Source organism: Ruegeria sp. CL5, from assembly GCF_056536485.1.
In genome coordinates this window covers 1-15,080 of the sequence record NZ_JBQFPS010000020.1, presented here as the reverse complement: position 1 = coordinate 15,080, position 15,080 = coordinate 1, and the positions used below count along the sequence as shown (strand labels likewise).

Sequence of the window (15,080 nt, the reverse complement as noted above, 5' to 3'; positions counted from 1 at the left end):
GCGGGTTTGCACCCGCTCCTGTCTGCGTCGGACTACAGCTTGCCTTCGTCTTCAAAGACTTCCGTCCAATCTTCGATTAGAAGATCAAGCGCTTCTTGAGCTGTACCTTGGTCGGCAACCACGTAGTCGTGGATGCGCTTCTGCATTGCCAGCAGCAGTTCCGCATAGGCAGGCTCTTGCCAGAAATCTTGTACACCGCCCATTGCTTCAAGGAAGTCGCCGGCAAACGGTTGGCTGTCTACGAAACCAGGATCTTCCAGCACGGAGTTATGCGCCGAGTAGCCGCCGAGCTCCCACCATTTGGCCTGAACTTCCGGCTGTGCAAACCACTTAATGTACTCAAGTGCGGCGTCCTGTTTGTCAGAGTAGCTGACGACAGAAATACCTTGTCCGCCCAGTGTCGAACCTGCCTGATTTTGTGGTGGGTTCACGAAGAAGTCGATCTTGTCACCGCCAGTATTGGGGTCGGCATAAAGACCTGGGAAGAACGCAAACCAGTTCATAGCCATGGCGACTTGACCGGACTTAAAGGCGTCCAAGCTCTCACCCATGTAAGAGTTGGTATATCCCGGAGGTGTCGCCGTTTTGTAGAACTCCTTGTAGAATTCCAGTGCCTCAACCGCTTCGGGAGAGTTTACCGCGCCTTCCATGTCATATGAGCCCGGGGTGTTTTCGTATTTGAAACCCCAAGGATACAGCGCTCCGGTGACGCCCATGGTGATCCCTTCAGAGCCACGCTCGGTAAAGATCGCTGCCCCGTACACCGTCTTGCCGTCAATCTCACGGCCTTGGAAGAACTGTGCGATCTGCAATAGTTCTTTCTGAGATTGAGGTTCGCGTAAATCTTGTCCAGTCGCCTCTTTGTATGCGGCTTGGATTTCAGGGTTTTCGAACCAGTCCTTACGATAGAACCAGCCGTTTGCATCGCCCATCGCAGGCAGCGCGTAGTAATTTGGTGTGCCCTTAGGCCAGGTCGAGTAAGCGTAAACAGTGGCTGGCGCGAAATCGTCCATGCTGATGCCTTCAGCATCAAAGAACTCGTTCAGCTGGACATAATGGCCATTCTCAGCGCCACCGCCAATCCATTGGCTGTCACCGATCAGTAGGTCGCATAGCTTACCCCCAGAATTCAGCTCGTTCAGCATCCTGTCCGCAAAATTTGGCCAAGGAACAAATTCGAAGTTCATGGTGTGGCCGGATTCTGCTTCAAATTCTTTTGATAGCTCAACAAGCGCGTTGGCCGGGTCCCATGCAGCCCAACAGAGCGTTAGATCTTCAGCATTTGCCTTGGTAGAAAGAGTAGTAGCGGCAAGGACTATTGCGCTGGTCGAGGCCAGTTTTGTGTAAGTCATCCATTCCTCCCTTTTTGCGCCGTCAATCGAGGATGTGCGAATCGCGGCATACATCCAAGGCTATTTGAGGTACGCACCTCAAGTCCAGATATTTTTGAGGTTCGTACCTCAAGAAATCGGAAGAGATAGCCAGTTTTTTCTCTTAGTTATTGAATTATAAAGAAATTATTCATTGACTTTGAGGCGAATGTATTTTCGGCAGCGAGGTATCGAATGGTCATATCGACTTAAATGGGCGCAGCCGTCATGTAGCCAACAGGTTCAGCTAACCCGCTTCTGAAGCGCTCAATTATTATTTGGTCGATACCTTTGAGAATTCGAGATAGCGTCAAACAGCGCGGACAATTCGGGACCGTGCTTAACTCTTTTTGGTCAGGTGCAGACGTATGAGCAATCTCTCCATCGTCCGATTGAACCGCTACCCTATAAAAGGCTTGAGTTCTGAGCCTATGCGCACTGTGACGCTGCGAGCAGGAGATGGCATTCCGGGCGATCGCCTGTTCGGATTTGCTCGCTACAACTCCGGTTTCGACATGCAGAACCCGAGGCCACTGCCGAAAGATCGTTTTGTCGTTTTGTTGAACGAGGCTGCGCTGGCAGGCATTCAGACCGATTTTGAGATTGAGTCCCAGGCACTTGAGATCAATGCGAATGGAAAGATACGACGCTTTGATATGCGAGAGTCTGAAGATCGTGAGAAGGCGGCAGAGTTTCTTTCTTCAGAGATCGATTTAAAAGATCCAGAGCTGCCAAAGTTTGTCTCTTCTACTCCTCATAGGTTTACAGATGTATCTGTCGTATCATCGCAAATGATGAACGCGATATCCGTTTTGAATCTGGCCTCTGTGAAAAAGTTGGGCGAACAACTGAACGCAGAAATCCACCCGGCGCGCTTCCGAGCGAATATTGAGATAGACGGATTACCTTCGTTTGCTGAGCTGGATGCAGTTGGATCAGTTTTAAGATTTGGCGATGTCGAGTTGAAGATACTCTCACGTACAAAAAGGTGTGCAGCAACTGAAGTGAACCCGAAAACGGCCGAGCGCGACTTGAAAATACCCTACCTTATTCGGAAATTGATGGGCCATATGGATATGGGCGTCTATGTCGAAGTGGTTAATGGTGGAACGCTAGCTGTCGGTCAAACTGGGGAAATACTCGCTTAGCCCTTGCCTCTTGCCAAAGTGGCTTTCCTAAGAGTTTTGCGCCATGTTCGGTCTGACGATTTGCTCAGTCTTTCTTTCGGCTATCCGGGGTATCGAAGGACACCGCGTTCGTGCTTTCTGATCCAGATACGATTCGAGGGCACTCCTTTGACGGAGCCTTGACAAGATCTCTGTTTCAATAAATTTTAGTCATTAAAATATTTAGGCAGGTGGTGCTCAATGTATATGGGCTTGGATTTGGGAACGTCAGGTCTTCGCGGGATTCTGGTAGATGACACAGGACACGTTGTCGGGGATGCCGAAGTCAGCATTTCCACTTCGACGCCCAAGCCTGGCTGGTCTGAGCAGGATCCTTTGGATTGGATCAACGCTTGCGAAGAGGTTGTTGGGAAGCTTCGCGTCGGCAACCCTGAAGCATTCTCAAAATTGCGAGGTATTGGCCTAAGCGGACACATGCACGGCGCCACACTACTGGATCATGATGGCGAAATATTGAGACCCTGTATTCTTTGGAACGATACTCGGTCAGCCGACGAAGCGCGGACACTAGATCAAACACCAGAGATGCGCGCAATATCGGGAAACATCGTGTTCCCGGGGTTTACGGCGCCGAAACTCGAATGGTTGCGCGCGAATGAGCCGGATGTATTCTCAAAGGTGGGCAAGGTATTGCTGCCGAAAGATTATTTGCGGTTTTGGCTGACTGGCGAATATGTTTCGGACATGTCTGACAGCGCAGGAACATCCTGGCTGGACGTTGACACTCGGCAGTGGTCAGAAAAGGCACTAGCCATAGGTCACATGCGCGCCGAGCAGATGCCGAGCTTGGTTGAGGGCAGTGATCGGGGTGGAGAGTTGAAGGTCCGTTTGAGACAGGATTGGGGGCTTTCGAATCCGGTTGTCGTGGCTGGTGGTGCCGGCGACAATGCTGCCGCTGCCTGCGGTATAGGGAGCATCAACGACGGCACCGGGTTTGTCTCTCTTGGGACGTCTGGTGTGTTGCTCGTTGCGCGGAAAGCCTATGCTCCGGATCCGGAAACCGCCGTGCACTGCTTTTGCCACGCAGTCCCGGATCGATGGATACAAATGGGCGTCATGTTGTCAGCAACGAACAGCATGAATTGGCTTTCTCGCAATTTGGGTGAACCTGTGGAGAAACTCGCTGCATCTATGCCGGGAAAATTGAACGGACCTTCTGCGATCACGTTTCTGCCATATCTGTCAGGAGAACGGACGCCGCATAACAATAGCCATATTCGTGGCGCGTTATTGGGTGTGGACATCTCGTCGGAGCCCGCTGAGTTGACCCAGTCTGTAATGGAGGGTGTTTCTTTTGGAATGAGAGATTGCCTGGAAGCACTGAAGAGCACCGGAACCCAGCCAAATAGCCTTATGGCAGTAGGGGGAGGTGCACGATCTCAGTTCTGGCTGGAAACCTTAGCTACTGTTTTGCAAGTTCGACTGGAATTGCCAAAAGGCAGCGAATTCGGTGCCGCTTTGGGCGCTGCGCGACTCGCGATATGTGCTGTCAACGGCGCTGAACCGGCGCAAGTTATGACGCCGCCGGAAATTCGGGAACGCATTGAACCACGAGGCGACCTGATTGATGCCTACGAAAACGAATACCGGAGATATAGGCAATTCTATCAGGCGCTTGCGCCGCTGGCATTAAGATGAAGCTAGAAACGGGTAAGCCCTATCAGATTGAAACAGCTATTCTTACCGATGGGAATATGCGCGTTTCGGTTTTAAACTATGGGGCGATCACGCAGGGTTGGTGGTACAAGGACGTGCGGCTCATCCTTGGGTTTGACGATCCAACTGCGTATCTCACCGATACGCGTTACCTGGGCGCAATTGTAGGGCGTGTTGCCAACCGGATCAGCGGCGCGAAGTTTGACTTGGAGGGCGCTAGTTTTGAACTGAACGCCAACGAGGGAAAAAACACCCTACATGGCGGCGACGATGGGCTGTCTAAGCAGTTTTGGGACCTCAAACAGATTGCACAGAATGAAGTCTTTCTGAGCTATGTTTCTCGCGACGGGGAGGGCGGCTTTCCAGGGGAGATCAGCTTCGAGGTCAGGATCTGCCTACAGGGTCAACGCTTGGTCTATTCAATATCTGCACAGCCTGATCGGCCGACGCCGATTAGCATTGCGCAGCATAACTACTACACTTTGGGTGCTGCAGGAGGCATAGACGAACATAAGCTGAAACTCGCTTCAAATTGGTATCTGGAAATCGACGATCAGGGTGTTCCGTCGGGCAGAGTGCTTGCGACCAACGAAAACGGGTTGAACTTTTCAACGGCCAATACGATTGGCAGTGTTTCGGAAGGGATCGATCACTATTTCTGTTTTGATCATGATCGCGACCCAAAAACTCCGGTGGCGGAAATCACTTCACTCTCTGGCCTTGCGTTGACCGTCTACTCAGACCAACCCGGAGCACAGGTCTATTCGGGCTATGAGATGACAAAACCGCTTCGCGCTTCGCGTGGAGTGTGTTTCGAGCCATCGGGTTATCCCAACGCACCGAATACCTCGTCGTTTCCTTCAATCATCTATACTCCGGAGAATCCGTACCGGCAGGAACTTAATCTAGAAGTTTCTGAGGAATGACATGAGAGCAGTTTCGCTATTCTTGGCTTTCGGATTAGCAATCTCTGTGGTGGGTGGCGCGGGTGCCCAATCGCTTGGCCCTTTGCCGGAGTTCCTCGAACCCGACTTTGCAAGTGCTGAGCTGGGGCGTTTGCTGTTTTATGACCCGATCTTGTCTGGCAACAAGAATATCAGCTGCGCGACCTGTCATCATCCCAGGCTTGGCACGTCCGACGGTGTTTCCCTTGGTATCGGGGAAGGGGGAATTGGGTTGGGTCCAGAGCGGACATTGGACCCAGAGAACACCCCGGAACAACGTATTCCTCGAAACTCACCAGGGCTTTGGAACCTCGGAGCCACTGAGTTCACGACGTTTTTCCACGATGGGCGACTAGAGGCAGACCCAACGCAACCTGATGGTATCAGAACCCCGTTGGGTACTCATATGCGGTCTGGTTTCAATTCAGCGCTGGCCGCACAGGCCATGTTCCCGGTTTTGTCGCCAGACGAAATGGCGGGTCACTATTCTGAGAATGACGTGAGCAAAGCGGTTCGCCTCGGATTTCTAACACAGAAAGGCGGTGCGTGGGATCTGATTGCAGAACGTGTTGCAGCCATTCCAGAGTACGAGCAGAGGTTTGAGGACTTAGCACCGGATGATGGAATTACGTTCACGGCAATTGCCAACGTAATCGCGGACTTTATCGCATTCGAGTGGCGTGCAGATGACAGCCTGTTTGATCGCGCAATGCGAGGTGAGGCCGCACTTTCAGAAGAAGCCGAGATTGGGATGGGCTTGTTTTATGGAAAAGCCGGATGCAGCAATTGCCACTCGGGCTGGTTCCAGACCGATCACGAGTTTCATTCGATTGCAATGCCGCAGATCGGCCCGGGAAAGGCGGCGCGATTTGAAAACCATGTCAGGGACGACGGGCGTCTTCGCGTGACCGGTGATCCCGACGACGCGTTTGCTTTCCGCACGCCATCTTTGCGCAATGTGACATTGACAGCTCCGTACGGACATAACGGAGCTTTTGCCGAACTTGAGGACATCGTGCGGCATCATCTGGACGCGGTTTCGTCGTTAATAAACTACTCGATCGAGTTGGCCGCATTGCCGGACTTCCAGGGCTCCAAAGATCAAAGGGCAATGTCGGACAATCAGCACGTGGAGGCGATTGCCCAAAGCAACAGCTTATCGAGTGTTAACCTAACGGATCAGGAAATCGACGCTCTTCTCAGATTTCTGGCAAGCCTTGAAGACCCGGCAGAGCGGCTAGGTGTGCCCGACCAAGTTCCAAGCGGGTTACCGGTTGAAAAGTAATCAGCGGTGAAGACGTATGATTTGGTTGGGCGGATAGTCCAACCACTCGCCTTTCGATCCATCCGGCCAGATCATACGAACCTGCACCTGGTCCTCACTCCCAAGCCCAAAATGCTGAAACCCAGCGATACCACCAGCGTGACCGCCGCCGATTGTTAGCTCGCGGGTCTGAACACCCAGCGAGGTTTTGACTTCAATAAATCCACCAATTGCTGCGTGATTGGTTTGATCCTGAGTGACATCCAGCAATAGCCAGTTGCCACCCTGAGAAGTGTTCTGGCTGACTTCGAGCTCAGAACCTCGGTTGACGACCACCAGATCCAGCTTCCCATCGTTGTTCAGGTCAGCAAGCGCCGCGCCACGAGACTTAGCCATCGAGGCAGCGCCTGCATCTGCTGCAGCTTCAATAAACTGACCGTCGGAGTTCTGTAGTAGTAGGTTATTGGGGTCGTTCAGAGCCGCATCGGGCATCTGTTCTACGTTTCCCTTGGCCACGAATATATCGTCCCGGCCGTCGTTGTTGACGTCGCCAAACTGTGAGTGCCACCCGGTGGATGGCCTTCCGTCTCCACCGTTATGCGGCCGATGAGCGGTCGTACCCTTTTCGTAAGTTGCATCGCGCCAGGTCGGGCCGTTTGTCACTGGGTCAAAAATCTGGAGTTTCTGGTCACCCATCGAGGTCAGATAAACTTCAGGAAAACCGTCTCCTGTAAGGTCGCGAGAGGCGATCCCCATTCCCCAGATCGAAAATGGAAGCCAGCCGTCGTCTTCCGAGTATTGCCGAGGCTCAGGTTCCATCGCCCATAACTGCTCGTGACCGCCGCGAACATAGTAGTGACGGTCGTTGCTGACGCGAAGATCAGCGCGGCCAGTTCGGGCCCAGTCCGAAAACAAAATAGAAAGTGAGCAGTAGCCGGGCTCAAGATGCAGTGGCTCGTGATACAAGTCGCCTTCTGGGCGGTACAAAAGGGTTGGTCCGCAGGATTCAAAAGGACCTTCGGGATCAAACCGATCAACATAGGTGCCAAACGCCAAGGTCGGTAAAGTTTGCCCGCTTTCCCATGTTGCCGAGAACCCTGTGGTCCAGTGGTCTTCCGACTGAAACCCGAATTCAGTGAAAGGGCTGAATTGGCAGTCGGGATGGCCCCGAAGAAGCAGGTCTGGGCCAACACGCAAAATCGCCAGTTCCATTATGCCGTCACCATCAACGTCGAGAGGATAAGCCCCGGTCACGCCTTTCAGCGACAAGCTTTCTGGTGTTTCTATCTTAAATGATATCTGTTCTCTCGAAGTGTTTATGAACAGTTGAGAGCTATTGGATCCGCCTGCTAAGAAGAGCTCTGGCAGGGTATCCCCATTGCAATCAAAAACGGCGACGCCTCCGCCAACAAAATGCTCCCAGCCGCCATCATAGATATGTTTCGGCACATCCACGATTGAAAACTTAGGAACGTCAGTGTTCGCGTTCGCAACAGAGGCAAAAGCCAAAAGTATCGCAAGCTCAGGACGCATTCGCAGAAAGCTCCTTAACCTTGAGGATTGAGATCTGCTCGATCCCATATGCTGCGGCTCCTTTTGCCCACATCATGTCGCCCCAATGATGAACTTTGATCTCGGGTAAGGGGGCATCGACCTTCACGACCCCATTTCGAATACGGTTCATTACTTCGTTGGAACACAGATGTTCGAAACTCATTTGTGCCCCTGAGACGATAATGCATTCTGGGTCATACAAGTTGATCAGGTTGGAGATCCCGAGGCCAAACATCTGACCTGCGCGAGCAAGCACTGATGATGCTCTTTCGTCACCTGAGTTAGAGCGGTCATGTATGTCGGAAACGGATTCCATGCCGTTGGTATGACCGGTGACCGTCATCTCGCGGATCAAAGCATAGTCGCCCACATAGGCTTCAAGACATCCGCGTTGACCGCATTGGCAAAGGGCTCCGTCAAGTTGAACCTTGGTATGCCCAAACTCAGCGCCGCAGCCTCGTTCTCCACGGTATAGTTTACCGTCCAACACGATACCAAGGCCAACACCATGTTCGATCGTAACGACGAGGAAGTTCTTTAGGCCCTTGCCCAAGCCAAAAAGCTGTTCGGCCTTGGCGACAAGATTGGCGTCGTTGTCAACGAATGCAGGGCAAGGCAGCTCATTTGAAAGCAAATGGCTGAAATCAATATTTCTCTCAGTAATCGAGGAAGACCAGTGGACAAAATTCTTGTTAGCATCGACCAGTCCAGCCACCCCGATAGAAACACCTGCCAAATGAGCGACGGAACGGTCGATCTGACTGCAGGTTTCTTCAAGAGCTTCGCGGATCGCCGATACAAATTCTTGTGGCGACATTCTGGCTTGATCCAGAGCATATTTATGGGATGCGACTTCGTTACCTTCAAAGTCGACCAAGATAACTGAGATTACTTGCCGAGCCACCTTGAGGCCGGCCACAAGGTGCATCTGGCCGTCCAGTTGCAGCAATACTCTGGGTCTGCCTCTCTTCCCCGACATCGACTGTGCTTGGCTTTCAGTCTCTTTGACCAACCCGGCCGAGATGAGATCAGCCGTGGCGGCGGTGACAGTCGCAGGGCTGGTTTGCAAGGCGGATGCAATATCGATCCGCGAGACGGATCCCTTGGCTCTGATGTGCTCCAATACCCGCAATCGGGTTGCGTTTCTTTGTTCTAAAGAAACCGGAGAGGCTTTGCTTTTCAGCATCTTGTCCTCGCGAATCTTGCCGTTGGTCCAATCTATTTGAATTTTAACGCCTCTTGTAGAGTAAATATTTTACCGGCTGAAATAAATATGGTATTGAAATTTGTGAGAGCCGCGAATCGAAGTGCGATGGCTCGGCAAATGGGAGGAAATCATGAAAAAAATTCTCAGCTTTTCGGCTGTGGCCACTTTGTTGGCTTCGACCGCATTCGCAGAGCCAGTGGTCGGCGTAAGCTGGTCGAACTTTCAGGAAGAGCGTTGGAAAACGGACGAGGCGGCCATCAAATCGGCGCTTGAAGCTGGGGGCGCCGAGTACATTTCGGCTGACGCGCAATCGTCTTCCGCAAAGCAGTTGTCGGACATCGAAAGCCTGATTGCCCAAGGTGTAGACGCGCTTATCATCCTAGCGCAGGACGCACAGGCCATTGGTCCAGCGGTTCAGGCCGCGGCAGACGAAGGTATTCCTGTGATTGCCTATGACCGTCTGATCGAGGACGACCGAGCATTTTATCTGACCTTCGACAACGTGGAAGTCGGCAGAATGCAGGCCCGCGCTGTATTTGAGGCCATGCCGAAGGGCAATTATGTCATGATCAAAGGCTCTCCCACGGATCCAAATGCGGACTTCCTGCGGGGTGGTCAGCAAGAGATCATCGGCGCAGCCGTTGACAGCGGTGACATCGTAATCGTTGGTGAGGCCTATACGGATGGCTGGTTGCCGGCGAACGCGCAGCGAAACATGGAACAGATCCTGACCGCGAATGAGAACAACGTGGATGCGGTTGTTGCATCAAATGACGGTACTGCAGGCGGGGTAGTTGCGGCCCTAACTGCTCAGGGTATGGAAGGGATTCCGGTATCCGGTCAGGATGGCGATCACGCAGCGTTGAACCGCGTTGCGCTGGGGACTCAGACCGTTTCTGTTTGGAAAGACGCGCGTGAGCTTGGTAAGGCGGCGGGCGAAATCGCGGTTGCGCTCAGCGGCGGCACAAGTCCTGCTGATGTCGAGGGCGCAGTTAGTTGGACTTCACCAGGTGGCACCGAGATGAACTCGGTTTTCCTAGCGCCTGTTCCGATCACCAAGGACAACCTGTCCGTTGTCGTGGACGCTGGGTGGATCCCATTGGAAGATCTGTGCCAGGGCGTTGAAAACGGACCTGCGCCTTGTAACTAAACCACTCAGCCCTGGGCCCTTTAGTCCGGGCCTGGGGCAAATGCTGAATATGAAAGATCGGAAATGACCGAAACTTCGTCTCAGCCGGTACCTGAAAAAGCGAAACCCAGCCTGTTCCAGCAACTGGAACTGGATATGCGACTTTTGGGAATGATCGGCGCGTTTGTCATCCTGTGCATCGGGTTCAACATCTTCACAGATGGGCGCTTCCTGACGCCTCGTAACCTGTTCAACCTGTCTATCCAGACGGTTTCGGTCGCCATTATGGCATGCGGGATGGTATTTATTATCGTCACGCGGCACATCGACTTGTCGGTTGGTGCACTGCTGGCAACAACCTCGGCCGTGATGGCGATGACGCAAACCGAGCTTTTGCCTCAAGTCCTTGGGATGGGTTTGAACAACCCGGCAACTTGGGCGATCACTATTGTCGTCGGGCTATTTGTCGGCACGCTGGTTGGTGCATTTCACGGCTGGATGGTCGGTTATCTGACGATACCAGCCTTCATCGTCACCCTTGGTGGATTCCTGGTTTGGAGAAACGTGGCGTGGTATTTGACCAGCGGCCAGACGATTGGCCCTCTGGATAGCACGTTCCTGATGTTTGGCGGGACTAACGGAACTTTGGGAACAACGACAAGCTGGCTGTTTGGACTGTTCGCTACTGCGATCGCTATCTGGGCGTTGTGGAGTGGTCGCCGCGCAAAAGCGTCACATGGTTTCCCGGTAAAACCTGTTTGGGCCGAGGCCACTCTGGCCGGGATAGTCGCAATTGCTATCCTTGGGTACGTTTACATCGTAAACAGCTACGCCATTCCGACGCGCCGGCTGCAACGTATGTTCGAAGCGCGCGGCGAGACAATGCCAGAAGGGCTGGTTGTAGGATACGGCATACCGTTTTCTGTCCTCATACTGATCATCGTAGCGGTTACCCTGACGATTGTGGCACGAAAAACCCGGTTTGGTCGGTACATCTTTGCCACTGGCGGAAACCCGGATGCGGCAGAGCTTTCTGGCATCAATACACGGCTGCTGACCGTGAAGATTTTTGCGCTTATGGGCTTCCTGTGCGCCGTTTCTGCTGTGGTCGCCTCGGCACGCCTTGCAAATCACTCAAACGACATTGGCACACTGGATGAGCTGCGCGTCATCGCCGCTGCAGTGATCGGAGGAACCGCATTGTCTGGTGGCATCGGTACCATATACGGCGCGATCCTTGGCGCATTGATCATGCAGGCGCTGCAATCGGGCATGGCAATGGTTGGCGTGGACGCCCCGTTTCAGAACATCGTCGTCGGCAGCGTCCTCGTGTTGGCCGTCTATATCGACATCGTTTACCGCAAGCGACTGGGGGCCAAGTGATGCAAGCTCAGGATACTCAGAAAAATCTTTCCGGCACTGGGCGCGGTTCAGGCGCGCCGCCATTGGTCGAGATGCGCGACATCTCGATTTCCTTCGGTGGGATCAAGGCCGTCGACCATGTGTCGGTCGATCTCTATCCGGGTGAAGTCGTTGGCCTGCTTGGCCACAATGGCGCGGGAAAGTCCACGTTGATCAAGGTATTGTCCGGCGCCTATCAGATGGATCACGGTGAGATTCTGATTGATGGCAAGCCAGTCGAGATTGGCAATCCCCGTGATGCCCGGGCGAATAATATTGAGACCATCTATCAAACGCTCGCCTTGGCCGACAATCTGGACGCGACATCGAACCTGTTCCTTGGGCGCGAGATGACGACGCCTTTTGGTTTGGTCAACGACGCAGCCATGGAGGCCGAGTGCCGAAAGATAATGGCGCAGCTCAATCCGAACTTTCAGAAGTTCAATGATCCGGTCTCCGCCTTGTCGGGTGGCCAAAGACAGTCTGTGGCGATCGCTCGGGCCGTCTATTTCAACGCCCGTATTCTGATCATGGACGAGCCGACAGCGGCACTTGGGCCACATGAAACGCAGATGGTGGCGGATCTGATTCACCAACTGAAGGCACAAGGCATCGGGATATTTCTGATCGACCACGATGTGCATGCCGTTATGGAGCTGTGTGACCGTGCCTCGGTCATGAAGAACGGGAAACTGGTCGGGGCGGTCGATATCGCAGACGTCACTGACGACGATCTTTTGTCGATGATCATTCTCGGCAAACAGCCAGCACAAAAAGCAGAGTAGGGGGCAGAAATGCCAAGTGGATTTTTTGAAGGGATCGAAAAGATACGGTTTGAAGGCGCGGACAGCGACAACCCGCTGGCATTCCGCCATTATAATCCGGACGAGATTGTCATGGGAAAGCGCATGGAAGACCATCTACGATTTGCTGTGGCCTGGTGGCATTCATTCGCGTGGGAGGGCGGAGACCCCTTTGGTGGACCTACGTTCGAACGCCCATGGTATCCTCAGGTCGATATGGGCCGGGCCCGCCAGAAGGCAGATATTGCATTCGAATTGTTTGAGCTTTTGGGGCAGCCATTCTTTTGTTGGCACGACGCTGATATCCGGCCCGAACAGGGAAATTTTGCTGATAACCTGCGCACATTGGAAGAAATCACCGATTACATCGGTGAAAAGATGCAAGTTTCTTACACCAAACTGCTTTGGGGTACGGCCAATATGTTCAGTCATCGTCGCTGGATGTCTGGCGCCAGTACCAATCCTGATCCCGACGTTTTTGCGTTCGCTGCAGCGACAGTGAAATCCTGCATGGATGCAACTCACAAACTAGGCGGTGAAAACTATGTTCTGTGGGGTGGTCGTGAGGGCTACGAAACCCTTCTGAACACGGACCTGAAAACTGAATTGGACCACATGGGCCGTTTTCTGAACATGGTCGTAGAGTACAAACACAAGATCGGGTTCAAAGGCACTATTCTTGTGGAGCCGAAACCTCAGGAGCCTTCCAAGCACCAATACGACTATGACGCAGCTACTTGCATTGGATTTCTTAGGAAGTACGGTTTGGAGAAAGAAGTGAAGCTGAATATCGAGCAGGGCCACGCGATCCTTGCCGGGCATAGCTTTGAGCATGAAATTGCGGTTGCGACTACTGAGGGGATGCTGGGTTCGATTGATATGAACCGCAACGACTACCAATCTGGATGGGATACAGACCAGTTCCCGAACAATACACCGGAAGTTGCCCTAGCTTACTATTACATCCTGAAGGCTGGTGGTTTTACCACCGGCGGCACAAATTTCGACGCCAAAATTCGCCGGCAATCGATTGACGCTGTCGATCTGGTGGCGGCTCATATCGGCGGAATGGACATATGCGCACGCGGTTTGAAAGCAGCGGCTGCAATGATTGAAGATGGGGGTTTGGAAAACGCGCTTTCGCAACGGTATTCCGGTTGGAAGTCTCCAAAAGCGGATGCCATGTTGGGCAGTAGCCTGGATGAAATTTCCGCGCGCGTTTTAGATGAAGGAATAAACCCAGAGCCGCAATCTGGACGCCAGGAAATACTAGAGAATTATTTGAACAGATTTGTCTAACTGCCAAACTTGGGTGTTTTCCACTGTTGTCAAAAGTCACGCCAAGCCGCCCTTGGTGCTGAGGACACTAAGGGAGGTCTTGTTTATAACCCGTCCATAAAGACAAAACCTTTCTTTGATCTGGTCAAGCGGCCGCAATTCTTTTGGGGTCACAAATGCTTGACGTTTAGGTCAGAAATGAATGACGTGCTTGACCGATTTAATGAGTATTTGGCCGTCGATTGAGTCAAATATCGGTGACGTTCCACACCTCGTAAGGCGACACATAGTTCTGCCACCGGCGATAGAATCTTGCCATTTTCGCCTCACTTCCTTCAACCATCACCTAGAGCGATTTCATTGACCATGACTTCCCATTAGAAAAAATCAGGGCTGATTTGCAGATCAGACGCCAAAGGCGCCCGTTCCTCCTGATCTGCCAAGTGGCGGACGCGGATGGGGTCTAAAATGTTTGACGTCTAGGTCAGAGATGAGTGAGGCGATTTGCCGATTTGTAGAGGTTTTGGAGGTCGATTAAGCCAAATATCAGTGACGTTCCGAGCCCTGGAAATCGCTTGGAAAATTGACGGTTTTGACTAGCTGCCCGCTAAAACACCCGCCAGTCACGTGTTTGTTCCTTGGGGAGACACGGCATCTGCCTTGTTACTCAACACAACTATTGAGTTTTGGATGAAACTGGATAGAAAATTGAAATTCCTACTAAGACTCTTGCCTGCTATTCGATCAAGTAGTTACGGCAAGAAGGAAAAAGCAGACCATAACCTTAGCTTCTGAAGGAACCGGAACCAGCATAGTCTGCCTCATTCCATGTGTTTGCTAAAGTTTTATCATCGAATTGATTCTATTCGATTTTGCCCTTTTAGACGATTCTTTAGGGAAGGTGAGTGCGGAGTTTCACACTGACGATAGATCCGTCGTAGCATCCACCCAACGGTTGTGCCGCCGAACTGAGTTCCGTCGGACAGGATGCCAAGAAATGCTCAAATACCATCCAGAGCTTTAGGTCCGCCTAGTTTAACTATCTTAGTTCATGTTGACAAAAGGGATTCACATCGGACGATTGGCGTGATTCAAGCTGGTTTCTACGATTGGGAGCAGTTTGGCCCGAGACCTGATGACCGACGAGGAAAGGGCGTTCTTTGAGCGTTTCATTCACGCCGTACGTGGCCCAATTGGGCGAAAGCCCACCGATCACCGCCGTGTCCTTGATGGGATTTTCTGGATTTCCCGAACCGGAGCCCTTTGGCGGGACCTGCCCGATGAGTT

Annotated in this window: 12 protein-coding genes; 9 read left to right on the top strand and 3 right to left on the bottom strand. The window is 52.5% G+C overall.

The genetic code is table 11. The features are described 5' to 3' along the window. Positions 1-32: 32 nt before the first annotated feature. Complete coding sequence (locus ACR0IU_RS21585; protein WP_029622076.1) at positions 33-1,352, bottom strand: ABC transporter substrate-binding protein; 1,320 nt, start codon at positions 1,350-1,352, stop codon at positions 33-35. Between the two features lie 386 nt (positions 1,353-1,738). Here ACR0IU_RS21585 and ACR0IU_RS21580 point away from each other — a divergent pair, with 386 nt between their 5' ends. From ACR0IU_RS21580 to ACR0IU_RS21565, 4 genes are all read left to right on the top strand, one after another. Further along, positions 1,739-2,518, top strand: a complete 780-nt coding sequence (locus ACR0IU_RS21580; RefSeq protein WP_480717697.1) for an MOSC domain-containing protein — start codon at positions 1,739-1,741, stop codon at positions 2,516-2,518. A gap of 219 nt (positions 2,519-2,737) precedes the next feature. Continuing rightward, positions 2,738-4,195, top strand: coding sequence for a xylulokinase (xylB, locus tag ACR0IU_RS21575; protein WP_480717696.1), 1,458 nt, complete (start codon positions 2,738-2,740; stop codon positions 4,193-4,195). After that, positions 4,192-5,139: an aldose epimerase family protein gene (locus ACR0IU_RS21570; protein WP_480717695.1), complete on the top strand. Its 948-nt coding sequence runs from the start codon at positions 4,192-4,194 to the stop codon at positions 5,137-5,139. Before xylB ends, ACR0IU_RS21570 begins: the two co-directional genes overlap by 4 nt. A 1-nt stretch (position 5,140) precedes the next feature. Further along, positions 5,141-6,442: a cytochrome-c peroxidase gene (locus ACR0IU_RS21565; protein WP_480717694.1), complete on the top strand. Its 1,302-nt coding sequence runs from the start codon at positions 5,141-5,143 to the stop codon at positions 6,440-6,442. On the opposite strand, the gene ACR0IU_RS21560 is transcribed toward ACR0IU_RS21565, so the two are convergent. Then, positions 6,443-7,954 carry a CRTAC1 family protein gene (locus ACR0IU_RS21560; protein WP_480717693.1) on the bottom strand — a complete coding sequence of 504 codons (1,512 nt, stop codon included), beginning with the start codon at positions 7,952-7,954 and terminating at the stop codon, positions 6,443-6,445. Beyond that, entirely contained in the window at positions 7,944-9,161 is a 1,218-nt protein-coding gene (locus tag ACR0IU_RS21555; protein WP_480717692.1) for an ROK family protein, read from the bottom strand. Before ACR0IU_RS21555 ends, ACR0IU_RS21560 begins: the two co-directional genes overlap by 11 nt. 151 nt (positions 9,162-9,312) lie before the next feature. Between ACR0IU_RS21555 and xylF the strand changes: the two genes are divergently transcribed. The 5 genes from xylF to ACR0IU_RS21530 all read left to right on the top strand — a co-directional run. Next, positions 9,313-10,332: a D-xylose ABC transporter substrate-binding protein gene (gene xylF, locus ACR0IU_RS21550; protein WP_170512769.1), complete on the top strand. Its 1,020-nt coding sequence runs from the start codon at positions 9,313-9,315 to the stop codon at positions 10,330-10,332. A gap of 63 nt (positions 10,333-10,395) precedes the next feature. Beyond that, entirely contained in the window at positions 10,396-11,694 is a 1,299-nt protein-coding gene (locus ACR0IU_RS21545; protein WP_480717691.1) for a sugar ABC transporter permease, read from the top strand. After that, positions 11,694-12,497: an ATP-binding cassette domain-containing protein gene (locus ACR0IU_RS21540; RefSeq protein WP_480717690.1), complete on the top strand. Its 804-nt coding sequence runs from the start codon at positions 11,694-11,696 to the stop codon at positions 12,495-12,497. The genes ACR0IU_RS21545 and ACR0IU_RS21540 overlap by 1 nt, the downstream gene beginning before the upstream one ends. Positions 12,498-12,506: 9 nt before the next feature. Next, positions 12,507-13,814, top strand: coding sequence for a xylose isomerase (gene xylA / locus ACR0IU_RS21535; RefSeq protein ID WP_480717689.1), 1,308 nt, complete (start codon positions 12,507-12,509; stop codon positions 13,812-13,814). A gap of 1,087 nt (positions 13,815-14,901) precedes the next feature. Then, the coding region (locus ACR0IU_RS21530; protein WP_480717716.1) for a transposase at positions 14,902-15,080 on the top strand (179 nt) is incomplete at its 3' end.

Coding starts and splice junctions, on each gene's coding strand:
- ACR0IU_RS21585 (WP_029622076.1), bottom strand. CDS start 1,352: ATGACTTACACAAAACTGGCCTCGACCAGCGCAATAGTCCTTGCCGCT.
- ACR0IU_RS21580 (WP_480717697.1), top strand. CDS start 1,739: ATGAGCAATCTCTCCATCGTCCGATTGAACCGCTACCCTATAAAAGGC.
- xylB (WP_480717696.1), top strand. CDS start 2,738: ATGTATATGGGCTTGGATTTGGGAACGTCAGGTCTTCGCGGGATTCTG.
- ACR0IU_RS21570 (WP_480717695.1), top strand. CDS start 4,192: ATGAAGCTAGAAACGGGTAAGCCCTATCAGATTGAAACAGCTATTCTT.
- ACR0IU_RS21565 (WP_480717694.1), top strand. CDS start 5,141: ATGAGAGCAGTTTCGCTATTCTTGGCTTTCGGATTAGCAATCTCTGTG.
- ACR0IU_RS21560 (WP_480717693.1), bottom strand. CDS start 7,954: ATGCGTCCTGAGCTTGCGATACTTTTGGCTTTTGCCTCTGTTGCGAAC.
- ACR0IU_RS21555 (WP_480717692.1), bottom strand. CDS start 9,161: ATGCTGAAAAGCAAAGCCTCTCCGGTTTCTTTAGAACAAAGAAACGCA.
- xylF (WP_170512769.1), top strand. CDS start 9,313: ATGAAAAAAATTCTCAGCTTTTCGGCTGTGGCCACTTTGTTGGCTTCG.
- ACR0IU_RS21545 (WP_480717691.1), top strand. CDS start 10,396: ATGACCGAAACTTCGTCTCAGCCGGTACCTGAAAAAGCGAAACCCAGC.
- ACR0IU_RS21540 (WP_480717690.1), top strand. CDS start 11,694: ATGCAAGCTCAGGATACTCAGAAAAATCTTTCCGGCACTGGGCGCGGT.
- xylA (WP_480717689.1), top strand. CDS start 12,507: ATGCCAAGTGGATTTTTTGAAGGGATCGAAAAGATACGGTTTGAAGGC.